Annotated in this window: 19 protein-coding genes and 1 pseudogene; 3 read left to right on the forward strand and 17 right to left on the reverse strand. The window is 63.2% G+C overall.

What is annotated here, in order from left to right:
* Nucleotides 1-8: 8 nt before the first annotated feature.
* The 13 genes and pseudogenes from HU764_RS28200 to HU764_RS23265 form a co-directional block, all read right to left on the reverse strand.
* Nucleotides 9-893, reverse strand: a complete 885-nt coding sequence (locus HU764_RS28200; RefSeq protein WP_412765959.1) for a methyl-accepting chemotaxis protein — start codon at nucleotides 891-893, stop codon at nucleotides 9-11.
* Nucleotides 894-914: 21 nt separating this feature from the next.
* Nucleotides 915-1,607 (reverse strand): annotated as a pseudogene (locus HU764_RS28205) (methyl-accepting chemotaxis protein); the annotation flags it as partial.
* A gap of 601 nt (nucleotides 1,608-2,208) precedes the next feature.
* Nucleotides 2,209-3,501: an adenylosuccinate synthase gene (locus HU764_RS23215; RefSeq protein ID WP_027592535.1), complete on the reverse strand. Its 1,293-nt coding sequence runs from the start codon at nucleotides 3,499-3,501 to the stop codon at nucleotides 2,209-2,211.
* A 56-nt stretch (nucleotides 3,502-3,557) separates the two neighbouring features.
* A complete protein-coding gene (locus HU764_RS23220) occupies nucleotides 3,558-4,745 on the reverse strand; it encodes an ATP phosphoribosyltransferase regulatory subunit (protein WP_027592534.1) in 1,188 nt (395 codons plus the stop codon).
* 300 nt (nucleotides 4,746-5,045) lie between these two features.
* A complete protein-coding gene (gene hflC / locus HU764_RS23225; protein WP_186677364.1) occupies nucleotides 5,046-5,915 on the reverse strand; it encodes a protease modulator HflC in 870 nt (289 codons plus the stop codon).
* Nucleotides 5,915-7,096 (reverse strand): FtsH protease activity modulator HflK, encoded by a 1,182-nt coding sequence (hflK, locus tag HU764_RS23230; RefSeq protein WP_186702393.1) that lies wholly within the window; start codon nucleotides 7,094-7,096, stop codon nucleotides 5,915-5,917. Before hflK ends, hflC begins: the two co-directional genes overlap by 1 nt.
* Before the next feature lie 96 nt (nucleotides 7,097-7,192).
* The gene (hflX, locus tag HU764_RS23235; RefSeq protein ID WP_027592531.1) at nucleotides 7,193-8,494 is read right to left on the reverse strand and encodes a ribosome rescue GTPase HflX; all 1,302 of its coding nucleotides are present in this window, start codon (nucleotides 8,492-8,494) and stop codon (nucleotides 7,193-7,195) included.
* A gap of 12 nt (nucleotides 8,495-8,506) precedes the next feature.
* Nucleotides 8,507-8,767, reverse strand: coding sequence for an RNA chaperone Hfq (gene hfq / locus HU764_RS23240; RefSeq protein ID WP_003258160.1), 261 nt, complete (start codon nucleotides 8,765-8,767; stop codon nucleotides 8,507-8,509).
* 94 nt (nucleotides 8,768-8,861) lie between these two features.
* Nucleotides 8,862-9,833 carry a tRNA (adenosine(37)-N6)-dimethylallyltransferase MiaA gene (gene miaA, locus HU764_RS23245; protein WP_186702394.1) on the reverse strand — a complete coding sequence of 324 codons (972 nt, stop codon included), beginning with the start codon at nucleotides 9,831-9,833 and terminating at the stop codon, nucleotides 8,862-8,864.
* A gap of 1 nt (nucleotide 9,834) precedes the next feature.
* Nucleotides 9,835-11,733 (reverse strand): DNA mismatch repair endonuclease MutL, encoded by a 1,899-nt coding sequence (mutL, locus tag HU764_RS23250; RefSeq protein WP_186677358.1) that lies wholly within the window; start codon nucleotides 11,731-11,733, stop codon nucleotides 9,835-9,837.
* On the reverse strand, nucleotides 11,730-13,163 hold the full coding sequence (locus HU764_RS23255; RefSeq protein WP_186702395.1) for an N-acetylmuramoyl-L-alanine amidase: 1,434 nt from the start codon (nucleotides 13,161-13,163) through the stop codon (nucleotides 11,730-11,732). The genes mutL and HU764_RS23255 overlap by 4 nt, the downstream gene beginning before the upstream one ends.
* A gap of 19 nt (nucleotides 13,164-13,182) precedes the next feature.
* Nucleotides 13,183-13,647 carry a tRNA (adenosine(37)-N6)-threonylcarbamoyltransferase complex ATPase subunit type 1 TsaE gene (tsaE, locus tag HU764_RS23260; protein ID WP_027592527.1) on the reverse strand — a complete coding sequence of 155 codons (465 nt, stop codon included), beginning with the start codon at nucleotides 13,645-13,647 and terminating at the stop codon, nucleotides 13,183-13,185.
* The gene (locus HU764_RS23265; protein ID WP_027592526.1) at nucleotides 13,635-14,495 is read right to left on the reverse strand and encodes an NAD(P)H-hydrate dehydratase; all 861 of its coding nucleotides are present in this window, start codon (nucleotides 14,493-14,495) and stop codon (nucleotides 13,635-13,637) included. Before HU764_RS23265 ends, tsaE begins: the two co-directional genes overlap by 13 nt.
* A 64-nt stretch (nucleotides 14,496-14,559) precedes the next feature.
* Here HU764_RS23265 and queG point away from each other — a divergent pair, with 64 nt between their 5' ends.
* Nucleotides 14,560-15,624 carry a tRNA epoxyqueuosine(34) reductase QueG gene (gene queG / locus HU764_RS23270; protein ID WP_027592525.1) on the forward strand — a complete coding sequence of 355 codons (1,065 nt, stop codon included), beginning with the start codon at nucleotides 14,560-14,562 and terminating at the stop codon, nucleotides 15,622-15,624.
* Between the two features lie 124 nt (nucleotides 15,625-15,748).
* Here the strand turns inward: queG and HU764_RS23275 are convergent, their stop codons facing one another.
* Together HU764_RS23275 and orn are read right to left on the reverse strand one after the other, a co-directional pair.
* Nucleotides 15,749-16,360: a trimeric intracellular cation channel family protein gene (locus HU764_RS23275; protein WP_027592524.1), complete on the reverse strand. Its 612-nt coding sequence runs from the start codon at nucleotides 16,358-16,360 to the stop codon at nucleotides 15,749-15,751.
* Nucleotides 16,361-16,451: 91 nt separating this feature from the next.
* On the reverse strand, nucleotides 16,452-16,994 hold the full coding sequence (gene orn, locus HU764_RS23280) for an oligoribonuclease (RefSeq protein ID WP_085272301.1): 543 nt from the start codon (nucleotides 16,992-16,994) through the stop codon (nucleotides 16,452-16,454).
* A gap of 148 nt (nucleotides 16,995-17,142) precedes the next feature.
* On the opposite strand from orn, the gene rsgA reads away from it, so the two are divergent.
* Together rsgA and HU764_RS23290 are read left to right on the forward strand one after the other, a co-directional pair.
* Complete coding sequence (gene rsgA, locus HU764_RS23285) at nucleotides 17,143-18,174, forward strand: small ribosomal subunit biogenesis GTPase RsgA (RefSeq protein WP_186702396.1); 1,032 nt, start codon at nucleotides 17,143-17,145, stop codon at nucleotides 18,172-18,174.
* A 122-nt stretch (nucleotides 18,175-18,296) separates the two neighbouring features.
* On the forward strand, nucleotides 18,297-18,776 hold the full coding sequence (locus tag HU764_RS23290) for a hypothetical protein (protein WP_027592521.1): 480 nt from the start codon (nucleotides 18,297-18,299) through the stop codon (nucleotides 18,774-18,776).
* Nucleotides 18,777-19,002: 226 nt separating this feature from the next.
* Here the strand turns inward: HU764_RS23290 and motB are convergent, their stop codons facing one another.
* Entirely contained in the window at nucleotides 19,003-20,031 is a 1,029-nt protein-coding gene (gene motB / locus HU764_RS23295) for a flagellar motor protein MotB (RefSeq protein WP_027592520.1), read from the reverse strand.
* 3 nt (nucleotides 20,032-20,034) lie between these two features.
* Nucleotides 20,035-20,886 carry a flagellar motor stator protein MotA gene (gene motA / locus HU764_RS23300; protein ID WP_027592519.1) on the reverse strand — a complete coding sequence of 284 codons (852 nt, stop codon included), beginning with the start codon at nucleotides 20,884-20,886 and terminating at the stop codon, nucleotides 20,035-20,037.
* Nucleotides 20,887-21,014: the final 128 nt, after the last annotated feature.

The raw sequence follows: 21,014 nt of genomic DNA on the forward strand, positions 1-21,014 counted from the left end.
GGGGGGCGTTACGCCCTGAACTGCCCCAGGCTGGCCCGCAGCTGCGCTGCCAGGTCATCCAGTACCTTGCTGCTGGCCGTGGTCTGCATCACCACTTCAGCCGAGCGTTCGGCCTGGGCGTGGATGGTCTCCACCCGGCCGCGCACCGCTTGCGCACCGTGCGCCTGCTGTTCGGCCGCGCGGGTAGCCAGCCCGATCGCTGCATGCACTTGCTCGACCGCCGCCTGCACCGACTGCTGGCGACGCTCGTTTTCGCGCAACACCAACAACCCTTCGCTGGCCTTGAGCCCTGCCTGGCTGATGGTGGCCACAGCTTCTTTAGCGCCTTTCTGCAGCGCAGCAATATGCGCCTGGATATCCCCGGTCGAGCTTTGCGTCTTGCTCGCCAACGCGCGCACTTCATCAGCCACCACGGCAAAGCCGCGCCCCGTCTCGCCAGCACGCGCCGCCTCGATGGCCGCATTCAATGCCAACAGGTTGGTCTGTTCGGCAATGCCGTGGATCACTGTCAGCACCACCTCGATCTGTTCACTCTGCTTGGCCAGCCGTTCGATCACATGCGAGCCGGTCTCCACCTGCCCTGCCAAGCTTTCAATCAGGCCGGCGAGCTGGGTCGAAGTCCGGCTGTTCTCATCTGTAGCCTGGCGAATATCCACCACCTGCTGCAAGGCGGACTGCATGGCATGGCTCTCGGCTTGGGCTTCGTCGGCCATGCTCGACAGGTCACGCAGGCTGGCAGCCACTTCATCGCGCTGCAGCGCAGCAGCGGCGTCAGCACCGGCATTGCGCTGGGCCATGGCGCCAATCTCGACACCCGTACGCTGCGCCACCTCACCTGCCTCGCGGACGATGGGCTGCAACTTGTCGACGAAACGGTTGACCGCCGAGGCCATGTCACCAATCTCGTCGCGACTGTCGAGGGTCACGCGTTTGGTCAGGTCACCCTCACCGGCAGCCAGGTCGTTCAGGGCGGTGATCAACAGGCGCAGCTTGCTGAGCACCCGTCGACCAAGCACCACCGCGACTACCAGCAACACGCCAAGGCCCACCAACACCAGGCCTAGACCAATACGCCAGCGCAGCTCGGCAGCAGCTTCACGCACCGTCTGCGCGGTATTGGCCTGCATCGCGGCGGCACTGCTCTGGGCAGTCTCCAGACGTTCGCGCAGGGTCTTGCCACTGTCGGCAGCGGCGGCCCCGAGGCTGTCACCCACCAGCTGCTCCCCACTGGCGATCAAGGCGGTAAAGCGCTGGTCCAGGGCTGCGAGCTCCTGATCGACGCCAGCCGTGGAAACCCCCATCAACACCTTGCCGATCTCCGCACCATTGGGGTTGATCGACGCTTCGACAAAATACACCGCCGGGTCGCGGCGCGCCGCATCGATCACCTTGTCCAGCGCCCGCTCGCCCTGCCCCTTTTCCATCAACGCCTGGTTGATCGGGTTTTGCCGGTTGAGGTAGCGGGTCAGGTGCTGGCCCTGGGCGTCGTCGTAGACCACGAACAGCACGTTGGGGTTGCGCTGAGCGCGACGGGCGAAGTCAGAGAGCACCGGCACATCGTTGTCCCAAATAGCCCGCGGGGCGACCGAGGCCAGCAGTTCGGCCATGTCGTTGGCAGAATCCTTGAGGTTCTTTTCCAGCGTGGTGCGCAGTTGCTGCTGCTCGTTTTGCAGGCGTGTCGACAACCCGGCGCTCAAACGCTGACGAGTGCTGCTGGACAGGCTATCGAGCCCCGAACGCACGTCCTGCCCAGCTTGCTCCAGCTCGTTGGCCAGCTTGCGGCTGTCATTGCCCAAGCGCTCACCCAGGTCGGCCTCCAAGGCGGTGACCGTGCTTCGGGTCAGCGCAACAGCAACCAGCACCTGCACCAAAAGAGCGATACCAAGGGCAACAAACACAGGCCGCAAAAGGCGGCTTCGTAACAGTGAGAGGATGGCAGACACGGTGTAACCCTCGTGTTTTCTGGCGCCACTATTTTGATGGCATCTACAGAAACTTCTTACAGCAAGGGTTATGCCGGGAACAGCAGGGATATGTGCCAAGGTCTAGCAAGGTGATTGCCTGCACGGGCCTTTTCGCGGGACAAGCCCGCTCCCACAGTGATCTCCACGGACCCTACATCCACTGCAGAGATCCGGTTCAGGCCTACAAATGAAAACGCCGCGATCCCTTTCGGGACCGCGGCGTCAGATCAGCCGTAAAAGCGGATCAGGCGAACGGATGACGCAGCACGATGGTCTCGTTGCGGTCCGGGCCGGTGGAGATGATGTCGATCGGCGCGCCGACCAGCTCCTCGATACGCTTGATGTAAGCGCGAGCAGCTTCTGGCAGCGCTTCCAGGGTCTTGGCACCCAGGGTCGACTCGCTCCAACCTGGCATCTCTTCGTACACCGGCTCCAGACCGATGTAGCTGTCGGCGTCGGAAGGGGCGTCGATGACAGCACCGTTCTCGTTCTTGTAGCCAACGCAAATGTTGATGGTTTCCAGGCCGTCCAGTACGTCCAGCTTGGTCAGGCAGATGCCCGAGATGCTGTTGACGTCGATGGCGCGACGCAAGATGACGGCATCGAACCAGCCGCAACGACGGGCACGGCCGGTGGTCGAACCGAACTCGTGGCCACGCTTGGCCAGGGTAGCGCCGGTTTCATCGAACAGTTCGGTCGGGAACGGGCCGGAACCTACGCGCGTGGTGTAGGCCTTGGTGATACCCAGGATGTAGTCCAGGTACATCGGGCCAACGCCGGAACCGGTGGAGATACCGCCGGCAGTGGTGTTGGAGCTGGTGACGTACGGGTAGGTACCGTGGTCGATGTCCAGCAGCGAGCCCTGGGCACCTTCGAACATGATGTCCTTGCCGGCGCGACGCAGGTTATGCAGTTCGGCGGTGACGTCGAGCATCATCGGCTTGAGCTGCTCGGCGTAGGCCATGCACTCGTCCAGGGTCTGCTGGAAGTCGATGGCCGGCTCTTTGTAATAGTTCACCAGCTGGAAGTTGTGGTAGTCCAGCAGCTCACCGAGCTTGGCAGCGAAACGCTCACGGTGGAACAGGTCGCCAACGCGCAGGCCGCGGCGTGCGACTTTGTCTTCGTACGCTGGGCCGATACCACGGCCGGTGGTGCCGATCTTGGCTTCGCCACGGGCTTTCTCGCGGGCCTGGTCCAGGGCCACGTGGTACGACAGGATCAGCGGAGCAGCCGGGCTGATGCGCAGGCGCTCACGCACCGGTACGCCCTTCTCTTCCAGCTTGGTGATTTCACGCATCAGGGCATCTGGAGCAACGACCACGCCGTTGCCGATCAGGCACTGAACGCCTTCACGCAGGATGCCGGACGGAATCAGGTGCAGAACGGTTTTTTCACCGTTGATCACCAGGGTGTGGCCCGCGTTGTGGCCACCCTGGTAGCGCACTACGGCGGCAGCATGTTCGGTCAGCAGATCGACGATCTTGCCTTTGCCCTCATCACCCCATTGGGTGCCCAGGACGACGACATTCTTACCCATTACATTGGTCCTCATTCACGCAAACTTGGTTGCCGGCCTTTTGCCGACGCAGAAACTCAATGGGTCAGCGGCAGTACCTGCCAGCGCCCGTCTTGCTGAATCAATTGCCGATCACAATCCGCCTCGAGAGCAGCACTCAACGGCTGGCCAGGCAAAGCCTGAACCACACGCTGGCCCTCGCTGCGCAACTGGCAGACCTGCTGCCAGAGGGCCGCGTCACCACTGTCGGGCATCCAGATGCCGCCAGTTGGCAATACGACCTCCGCTCGCCCCAGTGTGACCAGGGTCTTCAAATCCGTGGAGAATCCAGTGGCCGGGCGTGCCCGGCCGAAATCAGCGCCGATATCGTCATAACGGCCGCCCTGGGCGATCGATTGACCTTCGCCCGGCACGAACACGGCGAACACCACGCCGGTGTGGTAGTGGTAGCCACGCAGCTCGCCGAGGTCGAAGTACAACGGCAGGTCTGGGTAGCGCGACGCCAGGCGATCGGCGATCGCCAGCAGGTCGTCCAGCGCCGCCAGCACGCTGGCCGGGGCACGGCCCAGGCGCACGCGGGCTTCGGCCAGCACTTCACGGCCACCGCACAGCTCGACCAGGGCGCGCAGCATGTTGCCCAGGTCTTTCGGCAGGTCGGCGGTCAGTGCCTGTACTTCGTCGACCGACTTGCGCTGCAGGGCGTCGAACAGCTGCTGCTCGACCGCGCCCGACAGGCCAGCGGCACGCGCCAGGCCACGGTAGATGCCGACATGGCCGAGGTCCATGTGCACGTCCGCGACATCCGTCAGTTGCAGCGTGGCGAGCATCAGGCTGATGACTTCGACATCGCTGGTGGGGCTGGCATCGCCGTACAACTCGGCACCGAGCTGGATCGGGCTGCGCGAGGTGGACAGAGCACGCGGCTGAGCATGCAGCACGCTGCCGGCATAGCACAGGCGGCTCGGGCCTTCACGGCGCAAGGTGTGGGCGTCGATACGCGCCACCTGCGGGGTGAAGTCGGCGCGGAAGCCCATCAGGCGACCGGACTGCGGGTCGACCACCTTGAAGGTGCGCTGATCCAGGTCCTGGCCGGCGCCGGTCAACAGCGACTCCAGGTACTCGATATGCGGGGTGACGACCAGTTCGTAGCCCCAACTCTGGAACAGGTCCAACACCTGGCGACGCGCGATCTCGATGCGCGCAGCCTCAGGTGGCAGTACTTCCTCGATGCCATCTGGCAGCAGCCAGCGGTCTACCGTTGCCATTACGCCATTTCCCCTCTGGTCCGGGCGGCCTGCCTGTGGCGAGCCGTCAGTAAAGCAGGTATCGCGCACAGCAGCGGGCAGCACTGATCCCAGCGCAGCCACCGTACCCAATACCCTCGAATTGCCTTGCGCGCTGACCAAACCGTCAACTGGCGGCTTGCCAATCAACCTTGCAGACGCAAAAAAGCCGGGAAATTTCCCGGCTGCCTCATCATACACCCCTTTTCATTCAGGATGCACCCCGCCTGGTGTTTTAGCTGCCAGGCGGGGCGTAGCCCCAATGAAAACGGGCTCAGAGCATCAAGGCTTGCTCTTGTCCAGGAAGCGGAAGAACTCGTTCTTCGGGTCCAGGACCAGCACGTCGCTCTTGCTCGAGAAGCTCTCGCGGTACGCCTGCAGGCTACGGTGGAACGCATAGAAATCAGCGTCCTGGCTGTAGGCCTTGGCGTAGATGGCAGCCGCCTGGGCGTCGCCGTCACCGCGGGTTTCTTCAGCTTCACGGTAGGCTTCGGCCAGCAGTACACGGCGCTGACGATCGGCATCCGCACGGATACCTTCGGCCAGCTCGTTACCTTTGGCGCGATGCTCGCGGGCTTCACGCTCACGCTCGGTGCTCATACGATCGAACACGCTGCGGTTGACTTCCTTCGGCAGGTCGATGGCCTTGACGCGCACATCGATGACCTCGATACCCAGCTCTTTGTTAGCCATGCGGTTCAGCGAAGCGGTGATGTCAGCCATCAGCGCGTCACGTTCACCGGAAACCACCTCGTGCAGGGTACGCTTACCGAACTGGTCACGCAGGCCGCTTTCCAGACGACGCGACAGACGCTCATCGGCGATCTGCTTGAGGCCGGAAGTGGCGGTGTAGAAGCGCTCGGCATCCTTGACGCGCCACTTGGCGTAGGCGTCGACCATGACCGCTTTCTTCTCCAGGGTCAGGAACCGCTGGGTCGGCGCATCAAGGGTCATCAGGCGGGCGTCGAACTTGCGCACCTGGTTCACGTAAGGAACCTTCACATGCAGGCCTGGCTGAACATCAGCCTGAACCACACGGCCGAATTGCAGCAGTACGGCACGTTCGGTCTGCGACACGATGTAGAAGCAGTTCCAGGCCACGACGGCCAGCACCACAGCGGCGATCAGGGCGATCAGCGATCTATTGCTCATCAGCGGCTCTCCCTAGTGCGCGGCGGCTGTTGTTGCTGTTGCAGGTCCTGCGCCGCACGCGCGGCCGCATCGTTGGCCGACGCAGATACACCGCTGGCCGGTACGGACGTGTTGCGGCTGCCTTCGACCATCTTGTCCAGTGGCAGGTAGAGCAGGTTGTTCTGCCCGTCCTTGGTAGCCACCATGACCTTGCTCGAGTTGCTGTAGACCTCTTGCATGGTTTCCAGGTACAGACGCTGACGGGTGATGTCCGGCGCCTTGCGATACTCGGTCACCAGCTTGCTGAAGCGGTCTGCCTCACCCTTGGCGCGAGCGATCACTTCATCGCGGTAACCGTTGGCGTCCTCGATGATGCGCTGGGCCTGACCACGGGCTTCTGGCACCACGCCATTGGCGTAGGACTCGGCCTGGTTGCGGGCACGCTGTTCATCTTCGCGCGCACGGATCACGTCGTCGAAGGCTTCCTGCACTTCACGCGGGGCTGCCGCGCTCTGTACGTTGACCTGGGTGACGGTGATACCGGTACGGTAGTTGTCGAGGAAGCGCTGCAGGCGTTCGCGGATATCCACGGCCATCTGCTCACGGCCTTCGGTAAGCACCTGGTCCATGGAGGTGGAACCCACCACATGGCGCAGGGCACTGTCGGTCGCATGCTGCAGGCTCACCTCTGGCTGGTCGACGTTGAGCACGAAGTCCTGCAGGTTGGTGATCTTGTACTGGACGGTCAGCGGTACCTCGACGATGTTCTCGTCTTCGGTCAGCATCTGCCCCTGCTTGGTGTAGGCACGCTCACGCGTGACGTTTTCCATGTACTTGCGATCGATGGGCGGGAAGTAGATGTTCAGGCCGGGACCGACCGTCTCATAGTACTTGCCGAAGCGCAGCACTACGGCCTGCTCCTGCTCGTCGACCACGTACACGGCGCTGTACAGCCAGATGGCAGCCAACACCGCCAGGCCGATGCCCAGCAGGCCGTAGCCGCGACCCTTGCCGACATTGCGGTCACCGCCGCCACGTTTCTTGCCGCTGCCGAACATGCCGTTCAGGCTGTCCTGCAGTTTGCGGAAGGCCTCGTCCAGATCCGGCGGGCCTTTTTTATCGCCACCACCGCCGCCGCCACCACGGCGACCGCCCCAGGGATCCTGATTGTTCGAGTTGCCACCCGGCTCGTTCCAAGCCATAGCGCTCTCCATCTGATAAAGCAAAGACGCGCCCACGGCGCGCCGTCCAATGCTACAGAATGCCTGTCACTGCTGCCCGGCGACCTCGTCGAGCATTTATTGCAAAGTGTGTTGCTCGACAAACATTTGCGGCTCCATGCCTTCGCGGCTGACCAGACGATTCAACTCGACCTTGGGCAGTCGCACGCTCAGCAGGCTGCGCCCTTCTTCATCATGCTCTTCACTCTGCACGGCACCCAGGGCAAAGAATTGCGCGCGCAAGCGGGCAAAACGCTGCTCCAGGCACAGGGTACCGACAAACAGATCATCCCCCAGCAACTCGGCAATCGCCTGGCCAACCAGCTCCAGGCCACGCCCATCGCGTGCCGATACCCAGACCCGCTCCGGCTTGCCATCGGCATCGCGCTGGATCTGCGGCTCGACATCTTCGAGCAGGTCGAGTTTGTTATAGACCTCAAGGATCGGCAAGCCTTCGGCACCGATCTCGCCCAATACCGCCAACACCTGTTCGATCTGCTCCATGCGGTCGGGCTCATGCGCGTCGATCACATGCAGCAGCAGGTCAGAGTTGCTCGACTCTTCGAGCGTAGCCCGAAAAGCCTCGACCAGCTTGTGCGGCAGGTGACGAATGAAGCCGACAGTGTCGGCCAGCACGATCGGCCCAAGGTCGTTCAGCTCGAGCCGGCGCAAGGTCGGGTCGAGGGTGGCGAAGAGCTGGTCGGCGGCGTAGACCTCGGATTGGGTCAGGGCGTTGAACAGGGTGGACTTGCCGGCGTTGGTGTAACCCACCAGCGAAACCGACGGGATATCGGCGCGGCGTCGGCCGCGACGGGCCTGCTCGCGCTGGCTGCGCACCTTCTCAAGGCGTGCCTTGATCTGACGCAGGCGTACCCGCAGCAGGCGGCGGTCGGTTTCAAGCTGTGTTTCACCCGGGCCGCGCAGGCCGATACCGCCTTTTTGCCGCTCAAGGTGAGTCCAGCCGCGTACCAGTCGCGTGCTCATGTGCTCGAGCTGGGCCAGTTCGACCTGCAGCTTGCCTTCATGGGTACGCGCCCGCTGGGCGAAGATATCGAGAATCAGCCCGGTGCGATCAAGCACGCGACACTCGAAGACACGTTCGAGGTTGCGTTCCTGGCTGGGCGTGAGGGTGTGATTGAAAATCACCAGATCGACCTCATCGGCTTTGACTTGGTCGCGTAGTTCTTCGACCTTGCCGCTACCAATCAGGTATTTGGCCGTAGGCTGATGCCGTGTAATAGTCACCAGCGAGACGATGTCCGCCCCGGCCGACAATGCCAACTCCTGAAACTCCTGCGGGTCTTCGCGCGCCTCAGGGTTCTGACCTTCCAAGTGAACGAGCAACGCCCGTTCACCACCACCGTGGCGCTCAAAGAACAATGCAGGCTCCTATCAGGCGTTGCCTGGCTCGCTGTCACCGTGTTCGGAATCGGACGGGCTTGGCAGGCGAACCGGACGTGCTGGAACCACGGTCGAAATAGCGTGCTTGTAGACCATCTGGCTGACAGTGTTCTTCAGCAGCACGACGAACTGGTCAAAAGATTCGATCGAGCCCTGCAGCTTGATCCCGTTGACCAGGTAGATGGAAACCGGAACCTTTTCTTTTCTCAAAGTGTTCAAGTAAGGGTCTTGTAGCGAATGCCCTTTTGACATATGCCGCACTCCTGTAAGGATAAATAATAGAAAATCAAGAAAATCGATAAATTAGGCCGCCCCTTCGCAAGAATAGACGGCAATTAGCAGGGACTCAGCTCAATATGGAGACGCTTCCCAGGTATTTCAAGGTGCGGGACAGATTGTCGCAGGCGAGGCTGTCAAGCCAGTGCACGTCAGACCAACCGCGCAACCAGGTGAACTGCCGCTTGGCCAGCTGGCGAGTGGCAATGATACCGCGTTCTCGCATCTCATTCTCACTTAGCCTGCCGTCGAGGTAGTCCCAGACTTGCCTGTACCCCACTGCCCGTATAGACGGCAACCCGGCGTGCAAGTCACTTCTGGCTCGCAGCGATCGGACCTCGTCGATGAAGCCCTGTTCCAACATCTGCGAAAATCGTAACGCAATTCGCTGATGCAAAATGTGACGATCTGTAGGAGCGATCGCCAAACTCGCGACAGTATAGGGCAAATGTCCGCCCGCGCCTGCGTCTGCGCCGCGACTTTCCGCGAATTGACGCTGGCGATGAGCCGTCATGCTCTCGCCGCTCACCCGGCAAACCTCAAGTGCACGGATCAGCCGCTGGGGGTCATTCGGATGGATGCGCGCCGCCGACTCAGGGTCCACTTCGGCCAACTGGCGGTGCAGCTCGACCAGGCCTAGCGCGCGGGCCTGTGCTTCGAGCTCGGCACGCACGCTGGCGTCGGCCGGCGGCATGTCAGCCAAGCCATCGATCAAGGCCTTGTAATACAGCATGGTGCCACCCACCAGCAGCGGGATCTTGCCCCGTGCAGTGATTTCCGCCATGGCTTGCAAGGCATCGGTGCAAAAGTGCGCGGCAGAATAGCTTTCGGCCGGGTCGAGAATGTCGATCAGCCGGTGCGGGTGTGCTGCCAGCAGCTCCTTGGAAGGCTTGGCGGTACCGATGTCCATGCCACGGTAGACCAGCGCCGAGTCGACACTGATCAACTCGCAGGGCAGGACCTTGGTCAGCTCGATGGCAAGGTCAGTCTTGCCAGCCGCCGTCGGGCCCATGAGAAATATTGCTGGGGGCTTGCCGCTCATGTCATCGACCGCGCAGGAAAAGTTTGTCCAGGTCGTCCAGGCCCATTTGGGTCCAGGTCGGTCGGCCGTGGTTGCACTGGCCGCTGCGCTCGGTGTTTTCCATGTCGCGCAGCAGTGCGTTCATTTCGGGGATGGCCAGGCGCCGGTTGGCGCGCACGGCGCCGTGGCAGGCCATGGTGCCGAGCAGTTCGTTGAGGTGCGCCTGAATGCGGTCGCTGGTGCCGTATTCCATCAGGTCGGCGAGCACATCCTGCACCAGGCGGTTGGCCTCGGCTTGCTTGAGCAACGCCGGGATCTGCCGGATCGCCAGGGTCTCGGGGCCCAGCCGTTGCAACTCGAAGCCCAGGCGCTGGAACCATTGGGCGTGCTCTTCGGCGCAGTCGGCTTCGCGCTGGCTCAAGGCCAACGACTCAGGCACCAGCAGCGGCTGACCGCTCAGGCCTTCGCTGGCCATGGCCACCTTGAGCCGCTCGTACATGATCCGCTCATGCGCGGCGTGCATGTCCACCAACACCAGGCCGACAGCATTCTCGGCCAAGATGTAGATGCCCTTGAGCTGAGCCAGGGCATAACCCAGCGGTGGAATGTCGCCCTGGCTTTCCGGCAGCGACGAAGGTGCAGCCGCGACATCGCTCAGCGGCTTGTAGAACTCGCGATACACCGCCTGCGACTCAGCCGCCGGCAACAGCTGCGACGGACGCGGGCTGTACTGGGACTGATAGCCCGAGCCACTGCCGCCATTGGAAATCGAGAACTGCGGCGCACGAGGCTGCTCAAGCACCGGCGAGGCCAGGCGCATCTCGCCTTGAGGGCCAAACTCACCGGCCTGCTGGCCACTGGGGCGGACGATGTCGGCAGCCGCAGCGGGCGCAGCCAGTTGGTCCTCGGGGCGCACGTCGGCCAGGGCGCGGTGCAAGGTGCCATACAGGAAGTCATGCACCGAACGCCCTTCACGGAAGCGCACTTCGTGCTTGGTCGGGTGCACGTTGACGTCCACGCCGTTGGGCTCGAGTTCGAGGAACAGCACAAAGGTCGGGTGCCGGCCATTGAACAGCACGTCCCGGTAAGCCTGGCGCACAGCGTGGGCGACCAGCTTGTCGCGCACTGCCCGGCCATTGACGAAGAAGTACTGCAGGTCGGCCTGGCTCCGCGAAAAGGTCGGCAGCCCCACCCAACCCCACAAACGCAGGCCGTTGCGTTCGACATCGATGGGCAGCGCCTGCTCCATGAAGCCCGGCCCGCAGATGGCGCCGACACGCCGCGCACGTGCGGTTTCATCGTGGGCCTCGTGCAGGCTGAGGATGCTCTTGCCGTTATGGCGCAGGTGGAAGCCGACATCGAAGCGGGCCAGGGCCAGGCGACGGATGACTTCCTGCAGGTGATCGAATTCGGTTTTCTCGGCCTTGAGGAATTTGCGCCGGGCCGGGGTATTGAAGAACAGGTCACGCACTTCGACCGAGGTACCCACCGGGTGAGCTGCCGGTTGCACGCGCGGGGTCATGTCGCGGCCTTCGGTCTCGACCTGCCAGGCTTCGCTGGCATTGGCCGTGCGCGACGTCAGGGTCAGGCGCGCCACCGAGCTGATCGAGGCCAGGGCCTCACCGCGGAAACCCAGGCTCAGTACACCTTCGAGGTCTTCCAGTTCACGGATCTTGCTGGTGGCGTGACGGGCCAGCGCCAGCGGCAGGTCATCGGCAGAAATCCCGCCGCCATCGTCGCGTACCCGCAGCAGCTTGACACCACCTTGCTCGACTTCGACATCGATGCGCCGGGCACCGGAGTCGAGGCTGTTTTCCAGCAACTCCTTGGCCACGGAGGCCGGGCGCTCGACCACCTCCCCCGCGGCAATCTGGTTAGCCAGCCGCGGGCTGAGCAGCTGGATGCGTGAACCACCACTCATTGCTGCGAAGCCAGGGTAGTGGCCGGCACGTCCAGACGCTGGCCGACTTTCAGCTCATCGGTCTTGAGGCTGTTAGTGCTGCGCAGGCTGGCCACGCTGACCTGATAGCGCACCGCGAGTATGGCCAAGGTCTCACCCGGGCGCACGGTGTGTTCACGTGGGCCGGCCGCGATCTTGCCGGTGTCGCGCAGCCAGGCAATGTAAGTGCCCGGCGGTGGGTTTTGCTGGAAGAACTGGCGCACGCCGGTATGGATCGAGCGGGCCAGTGCCTGCTGATGGCTGCGGGTAGCCAGCTTGGCGGCTTCGTTGGCGTTGGAGATAAACCCGGTTTCAACGAGAATCGACGGGATATCCGGCGACTTGAGCACCATAAAGCCTGCCTGCTCCACACGCTGCTTGTGCAGCGAGGTGATGCGGCCCATGTTGCCCAGTACCTTCTGGCCCACATTGAGGCTGGAGCTGAGCGTGGCGGTCATCGACAGGTCGAGCAACACGCCCGCGAGCATGCGGTCCTTGTCGTCGAGGCTGACGTTGCCGGCGCCGCCGATCAGGTCGGAGCGGTTTTCCGTGTCGGCCAGCCAGCGTGCGGTCTCGGACGTGGCGCCACGGTCGGACAATGCAAAGACCGAGGCACCGAAGGCGGCCTTGGAAGGCGCGGCGTCGGCGTGGATCGAGACGAACAGGTCGGCACCCTTCTTACGGGCGATTTCGGTGCGTTTGCGCAGCGGGATGAAGTAGTCACCGGTGCGGGTCAGCTCGGCGCGGAAGCCTTTCTCGCTGTTGATCTGGCGCTGCAACTCCTGAGCGATCTGCAGGACGATGTCTTTTTCATGCTGGCCGCGCGAGCCGGAAGCGCCCGGGTCCTCGCCGCCGTGGCCGGCGTCGATGGCGACCACGATGTCACGTTTGCCGCTGGGCACCGGTGGCAGCTTGATGGCCGGCTGGGCCGGGCTCACCGGCACCGCAGGCGTGGTCACCGGCGTTTGCACGGGCGTCGGCGGCGGGGGCGGTGTACTGGCAGCGACGGCGTCGGCTTCCTGGTCGTACAGGTCGACCACCAGGCGGTTGCCGTACTGGGCATTGGGCGCCAAGGTGAAGCTCTTGGGCGTGACCGACTTTTTCAGGTCGACCACCACGCGCAGGTCGGTAGGCGTACGCTGGGCCGAACGCACGCTGCTGATCGGCGTGTTGGACGTCGCTACGTTCAACGGCGCAGCCAGGGTCGCACCATTGATGTCGATGACCAAGCGGTCTGGAGCGCTGAGGGTGAAGACGCTGTGCTGCACGGGGCCAGACAGGTCGAAGACCAGCCGCGTGTTGTCCGGCGCGCGCCACAGGCGCATGCTCTTGACTTGAGTGACGGCCAGAGCGTCAACGGTCACCGTTGTCAGCAGCAGCCCAACGATGGCGACCAGTGCGCGTATGCGCATACCTACCCCACTTACAGTTTTAGTGTTTGCCCAGTGCAACGCACCAAGCCTCGCCGCGAGCCCCCTGCGGCGAAAGGTTCAGCGAGCGTCCGCTCGCTTGGGGGCTTATGGTAATGGTCAGGTCAGGCTTTGGCAAAACGCCCGCACCCTTTTGTGGCCACTCGAACAGGCACAGCGCATCGCCCTCGAAGTAGTCACGTATGCCCATGTACTCCAGCTCCTCCGGATCGACCAGGCGATACAGGTCGAAATGGAAAGCACGCACCTCACCCATCTCGTACGGTTCGACCACGGTAAAGGTCGGGCTCTTGACTGCACCAGTATGGCCCAAGCCACGGATCAGGCCACGTGAGAGCGTGGTCTTGCCCGCCCCCAGGTCACCTTCGAGAAAAATCACGCCATGACCGCCGGTCACTTCGGCAAGCCGCGCACCAAACGCGACCATGGCCGCTTCATCGGCCAGAAACAGGGTTAAGCCAGACACGCAGAATGCTCCTCCAACAACTCACGAATGACCGGCGCCAGATCACTGGCTGCCAGGCCTCTACCTTTGACGCCCAGGCGCTCGCCCGCACAGGCATGCAGCCACGCCCCCAAGCAGGCGGCCTCCCAGGCCCCCAAGCCTTGAGCCAGCAGCGCCGCCAGCACGCCGGTTAACACATCGCCCAGGCCGGCGCCGGCCATGGCCGGGTGCCCACGGTCACACCGCGCCAACTGCCCGCTCGGGTCGGCCACCAGGGTACCGGCACCCTTCAGCACGCAGACGCTGGCATAGCGGCGGGCAAGCTTGCGCGCAGCCCCTGGGCGGTCGGCTTGCACGGCCTCGGTGGAAATCCCCAGCAACCGCGCCGCCTCCCCCGGGTGCGGGGTGAGGATGCTACCGCTGGGCAGGGCCAGGGGCGTGCGCGCCAGCAGGTTCAAGGCATCGGCATCCCAGACCTGCGGTTGCTCAGCGTTGGCCACTGCCGACAACAGGCTACGGCCCCACGCCGCCTGCCCCAACCCCGGGCCGACCACCAGCACCGAGGCGCGCTCCAGCACGCCCATCAGCTGATTGGCCGAACTCACGCCCAGGCACATGGCTTCCGGCAGGCGGGCCAGGCATGCGCCGACATGTTCAGGACGCGTCGCCACGCTGACCAACCCGGCACCACAGCGCAGCGCGGCTTCGGCACTCAGTAGCACCGCACCGCCCGTACCCAGGTCGCCGCCAACCACCAGCACATGGCCGAAGTCACTTTTATGGGCATGCGCAGGCCTTGCCGGCAGGTGCGCGACGGTCACGCTGCTGAGCAGTTGCGGGGCATGCGCGGGTTGTTTGGTCTGGGGCATGGGGTCAAAGGCTCCAATGTCTGGCAGAATTATACGCACCTGAGCCCGTATTGCCTGCCCATCCATGTCCGCTTGCACACTTGACCTCCCCGCCCTGGCCCAATCCATCAAAATCTGGGGCCAAGAACTCGGTTTTGCCCATGTTGGCATCGCCGGGGTGGACCTTGGCGAGCACGAAAAGCACCTGCAGCGCTGGCTAGAAGCCGGCTATCAGGGCGAGATGGAATACCTGGCCGCTCACGATGGCAAACGCGCACACCCCGACCAGTTGATCCCCGGCACGGTAAGGGTGGTCTCGCTGCGCATGGATTACTTGCCCGGCGACACGCAGATGGCGCAACGCCTGGCCCAGCCGGAAAAGGCCTACGTATCGCGTTACGCCCTTGGCCGCGACTACCACAAGCTGGTGCGCAAGCGCGTGCAGCACCTGGCCGATCGCATCCAGGAAGCCATCGGCCCGTTCGGCTACCGGGCCTTCGTCGACAGCGCCCCGGTGCTGGAAAAGGCGATTGCCGAGCAAGCCGGGTTGGGCTGGATCGGCAAGAACACCCTGCTGCTCAATCGCAAGGCCGGCAGCTACTTCTTTTTGGCCGAGCTGTTCGTCGACCTGCCGTTGCCGGTTGACGACGCGCACACCAGCGAGCACTGCGGGCGTTGCGAGGCGTGCCTGGACATCTGCCCGACCAAAGCCTTTGTCGGGCCTTATGTGCTGGATGCCCGGCGCTGCATTTCCTACCTGACCATTGAGCTCAAGGGGGCGATCCCCGTCGAGTTGCGCTCGATGATGGGCAACCGGGTGTTTGGTTGCGACGACTGCCAGATCGTCTGCCCATGGAACCGCTTTGCCCGGCCCACGCAGGAGCAGGACTTCCAGCCGCGCCATGGGTTGGAAAATGCCGAGCTGGCCGAGATGTTCTTGTGGGACGAAAAGACCTTCCTGCGCAAGACCGAAGGCGGGCCATTGCGGCGCGCGGGGTATGAGCGCTGGTTGCGTAACCTGGCCGTGGGGTTGGGTAATGCGCCTTCGACGATCCCGGTGATCGAGGCCCTGAAGGCACGGCGCGAGGATGCCTCGGCACTGGTGCGCGAGCATGTGGAGTGGGCGCTGGAACGGCACGGTATCCAGTAGCCACGCCATCCCTGTGGGAGCGGGTTCACCCGCGAGCACCGGCGGAGCCGGTGCCCTACACCGCGGTGCCTGCTTCGCGAGTAAACCCGCTCCCACAGTGACCGCGTCGCACCTGAAGGCGGCTCTATTGCTGGTCGTTGTAGTGGAACTTGGGCATTTCCCAGTGGAACCGGATCGCCAGCAAGCGCAGCAGAAACCCGCCAAACAAGGTCAGCAACATGGCCTGCTCTGCTGGCAACTGGAAGTGCACACAACCCAGATAGAACCACGCCGCCGCGAACGACACACTGGCATACAGCTCGCGACGGAACACCAGCGGGATGTCGTTACAGAAGATATCGCGCAAGATCCCCCCAAATACCCCGGTGATCACGCCGCTGATCGACGCCACCAGCATGCCCTGCCCCATCTCCAGCGCCGTCATGCAACCGATCAAGGTAAAGGCCACCAACCCCAGGGCGTCTAGCACCAGGAACATCGAGCGCAAGCGGCGCATCATGGGGGCGATGAAAATCGTCAGCAGTGCCGCGCAACTGGTCAGCACCAGGTACTCAGGGTGCTTGACCCAGGTGAGCGGGTAATGCCCGAGCAGCACGTCGCGCACCGAGCCGCCACCCAGGGCCGTGACACAGGCAATCAGCACCACGCCGAACCAGTCCATGCCGCGGCGGCCGGCAGACAACGCGCCGGTCATGGCTTCAGCGGTGATGGCAATGAGGTAGAGCATCAACAACATGGTGCGAGTCCGTGCGAGAAAGGCGCGCAGTCTAACCAGTTGCCCAGGGCACCAAAAGAGGGCACAGACACAATATCTGCGCCCTCACGCTTCACACCTTGATGAAGTGCTCGCGGTAATGGCGCAGTTCGGCAATCGACTCGCGGATATCGTCCAGCGCCAGGTGGGTGCCGCCCTTCTTGAAACTGTCGCGCACATTCGGCGCCCAGCGTGCGGCCAGCTCTTTAAGGGTCGAGACGTCGAGGTTGCGGTAGTGGAAGTAGTTTTCCAGGTTGCGCATGTGGCGATACAGGAACCGGCGGTCCTGGCAGATGCTGTTGCCGCAGATCGGCGACTTGCCCTTGGGCACCCATTGCTCGAGGAAGGCGATGGTCTGGGCCTCGGCCTCGGCCATGCTGACTTTGCTCTCGCGCACACGCTGGGTCAGGCCCGAGCCGCCGTGGGTACGGGTATTCCATTCGTCCATGCGCGCCAGCACTTCGTCACTGTGGTGAATGGCGATCACCGGGCCTTCGGCCAGGGTGTTCAGATCGCTGTCGGTGACAATCGTGGCCATCTCGATGATGACGTCGCTGTCCGGATCCAGGCCGGTCATTTCCAGGTCGATCCAGATCAGGTTCTGTGGATTTTGCATGCAGGGGCTCCTCGTATAGGCCGTCATAGTAGCCTAGCGAGTGCGGCGGGCGCATGTGCGGCGCACCGTGCAAAGGTAAGCAGAATGGTCGGGCGCCCGGCGTGCTAAACTGCCTGCCGTTTTCAATCTGTCCCAGCACGGAATCTTCATGGCCAAACGCCAGCTCAATCGTCGCCAAAACTGGCGTATCGAAAAAATCCAGAACGAGCGCGCCGCTCGCGCCGCCAAACGCGAGCAGCACACGCTGCAGGAGCTGGAAGGCGGCGACCTGGGGCCAGAGCAACTGGGCCTGGTGATCGCGCACTTTGGCGTGCAGGTCGAAGTCGAGGCCCAGGACGGCGACGTGGCTGGGCAGATCTTCCGCTGCCACCTGCGGGCCAACCTGCCTGCGCTGGTCACCGGCGACCGCGTGGTCTGGCGGGCGGGCAACCAGGGCATCGGCGTTATCGTCGCGCAGATGCCGCGCAGCACCGAGCTGTGCCGGCCAAACAACCACGGCCAGCTCAAGCCGGTGGCGGCCAACGTCGACCTGATCGTGATCGTCTTCGCGCCAGCCCCCGAGCCCCACCCGAACCTGATCGACCGCTACCTGGTAGCCGCCGAACACGCCGGCATCCGCCCGTTGCTGCTGCTGAACAAGGCCGACCTGATCAACGACGAGAACGCCCCGGCGTTGCACGCGCTGCTCGAGGTCTACCGCGAACTCGGCTACCCGCTGCTGGAGGTTTCGGCCCACCAGGGTGACGGCATGCAACGCCTGCAGCAGATGCTGGACGGGCACATCAGCGTGTTCGTCGGCCAGTCGGGCGTGGGCAAGTCGTCGCTGGTCAACAGCCTGCTGCCCGCTGCCGACACCCGCGTCGGCGACCTGTCCGAATGGTCGGGCCAAGGCACGCACACCACCACCACCGCGCGCCTTTACCACTTCCCCAACGGCGGCGACTTGATCGACTCGCCGGGTATTCGCGAGTTCGGCCTGGGCCATGTCAGCCGCGATGACGTGGAAGGGGGCTTCATCGAGTTCCGCGACCTGTTCGGCACCTGCCGCTTCCGCGACTGCAAGCATGACCGCGAGCCGGGCTGTGCGCTGCTCAAGGCGCTGGACGAAGGCCGGATCAAGCAGCAACGCATGAACAGCTACCGCTCGATCATCGCCAGCCTGCCGGAAGACAGCTACTAACCCGCCTGATTTGTAGGAAATATTACCGGAGCGCGTAAGACCGCTCCGGTTTTAGCGTCATCTATTGCCCCTTCTCCTGCTTTCGCTGATGGTCATGGCTTCTATCAGGGAGGGCAACCGCCATGCCGGTTCTTATCAGCTACCGCCACGAAGAGCGGCTCGACGCGTTCATCCTCAATGAGCGCCTGCTGCTCGAAGGCATCCCCACCCAGCTGGTGCAATACGACAGCGATGGGCAGACCCGCGATGACCTCTATGGCAGTTTCTGCCAGCAGATGAGCGATGCCACCCATTGGGTCGGCGTGTTGCCGGCCAGCGTCGGTGAACAATGGTGGACTGCCTGGCTGCTGGGGGCTGCGGCAATGGGCTGCCGCCGGGTGAGTTTCTATTGCAAAGGGCCAGGCACACTGCCTGAGTGCCTGGGCAGATGGCCGATCATGCGCGAGCGCCCGCACATCGACCTGTTCGTGCGTGCGTATCACGATGAGCGCACGTTCGAGCGGGCCATGTCATTGCCGCCAGGGCGAGGGTTAGGGGCTGACCGGGATAATGCCGACTACTTTCATGCCGACCTCAAAGCCAAGATCCGCCGGGGGTTCTGAATGCATTGGGGCCGCTACGCGCCCCATCGCCGGCAAGCCGGCTCCCACAGATAGGGTGTGGGCCTGAGCTTCCCACAACCCCTGTGGGAGCAACTGTCTTGCGGTGCTTGTTCCGGCCTCATCGCTGGCAAGCCAGCGCCCACAGGTGCGGCGCTTGACTTGGAGGCTACATAGTTCGGGTGGGAGCTGGCTTGCCAGCGATGGGCCGCAGAGCGGCCCCAGTCACTTACTGCTCCTTGGCTTCGTCCATCTTCAGCGTGCCATCTTCGAAGATGTTCAGCTTCTGACGCAGCTCGCGTGGCTGCATCGGCGCTTGCTCTGCGCCCGGCACAGCGGGGGCCGAAGAAGCCCCTGGCGCGGCGCCGGCAGGCGGTGCTGGCTGGGCCGGAGGCGTTTCGGGCGCAGCCTGCTCACCTTCGATGTCACGCTGGGCCTTCTTGGTCAGCACGATGATGTCGATACGCCGGTTGACCGGGTTGAACGGGTTCTTGCGGTCGAACAACGACGACGACGCATAACCCACCACCCGGGCCACTTGCCCATCCGGATAGCCCCCGGCAACCAGCGCACGCCGCGCCGCGTTGGCACGGTTGGCCGACAACTCCCAGTTGCCGAACTCACCGGTGCCGGCGAACGGCTTGGCATCGGTGTGGCCGCTGACGCTGATCTTGTTCGGCACCGCCTTGATGGTGTCGGCCATGGCCAGCAGGATGTCTTCGAAATACGGCTGCAGACGCGCACTGCCGAGGTCGAACATCGGCCGGTTCTCGGCATCCATAATCTGGATACGCAAACCGTCCTGGGTGATCTCGAACAGGATCTGGTCCTTGAACTTCTGCAGTTGCGGGTTTTCTTCGACCTTGTTCTGCAGTTCCTGCAGCAACAGCTCAAGGCGCTCGCGCTCGACCTGTTCGGCCATGGTCTCGACCTGGTCCTTGTTCAGCTGAACCGTGGACTCCTGTGTCGGCTCGGTCTTCACCTCAGGGTTGATGGTCTTTTCCGGCGCCATCTCGGGCGAGCCGCCCAGGTCGATCACGTAGGGCGTGCCACTCTCGGAGAAGCCGATCGGGTCCTGGAAGTAACCGGCAATGGCGATTTTCTGCTCGGGGGTGGCTGTGGATAACAGCCACAGCACCAGGAAAAACGCCATCATCGCCGTGGCGAAGTCGGCAAAGGCGATTTTCCAGGCGCCGCCATGATGGCCGCCGCCGAAGCGCTTGACGCGCTTGATGATGATCGGCTGATTGTTTTCCATGACTCAGCGACCGCGAACCGCTTGTTCCAGCTCGGCAAAACTTGGGCGGTGTTTCGGGTAGAGCACCTTGCGCCCGAATTCCACAGCCAGGGATGGCGGCATGCCAGAGGCCGACGCGACCAGCGAGGCCTTGATCGACTCATAAAGGTTGAGCTCTTCCTTGGCATCGTGCTCCAGGCACTTGGCCAAGGGGCCGAAGAAGCCATAGGCCGCCAAGATACCGAAGAACGTACCGACCAACGCCGCACCGACGTGCATGCCGATGGCCGCCTGGTCGCCGTCGCCCAGCGAGGCCATGGTCACCACGATACCCAGTACCGCCGCAACGATACCGAAGCCGGGCATGCCGTCGGCAATGCCGGTCACCGCGTGGGAGGGGTGTTCGAGCTCTTCCTTCATGCTCAGCAGCTCCATGTCGAACAAGCCTTCGAGCTCGTGCGGGGCCATGTTGCCGGTGGACATGATGCGCAAGTAGTCGCAGACGAACGCCGTCATGCGCTCATCCGCCAGCACGGTGGGGTACTTGGCGAAGATCGGGCTGGCTGCGGCGTCCTCGATATCACTCTCGATGGCCATCATGCCTTCACGACGGCTCTTGTTGAGGATCTCGTACACCAGGCCCAGCACTTCCAGGTAGAAGGCATGGGAGAAGCGCGACCCGAACATCTTCATCGACTTCTTGATGACGTGCATGGTCATGTGGCCAGGGTTGGCCTGCAAGAATGCACCGAAGGCCGCACCGCCGATGATCAGTACTTCGAACGGCTGGATCAGCGCCGCAATCTTGCCGTGGGAGAGCACGTATCCGCCGAGCACGCTCGCGAATACGACGATGATGCCGATAATTTTAGCCATAGGTTCAAAGCACTTGCTGTCGTGGTCGGGGTATGAGACTGGGAGCTTTAAAACTCTTCTTCTACTTATCGGCAGAACTGCGCCAGACTATAGCCACTCAAAGCGAAAAGCCAGTTCGGACTGATGTC

This window comes from Pseudomonas kermanshahensis (assembly GCF_014269205.2).
Lineage (GTDB): Bacteria > Pseudomonadota > Gammaproteobacteria > Pseudomonadales > Pseudomonadaceae > Aquipseudomonas > Aquipseudomonas kermanshahensis.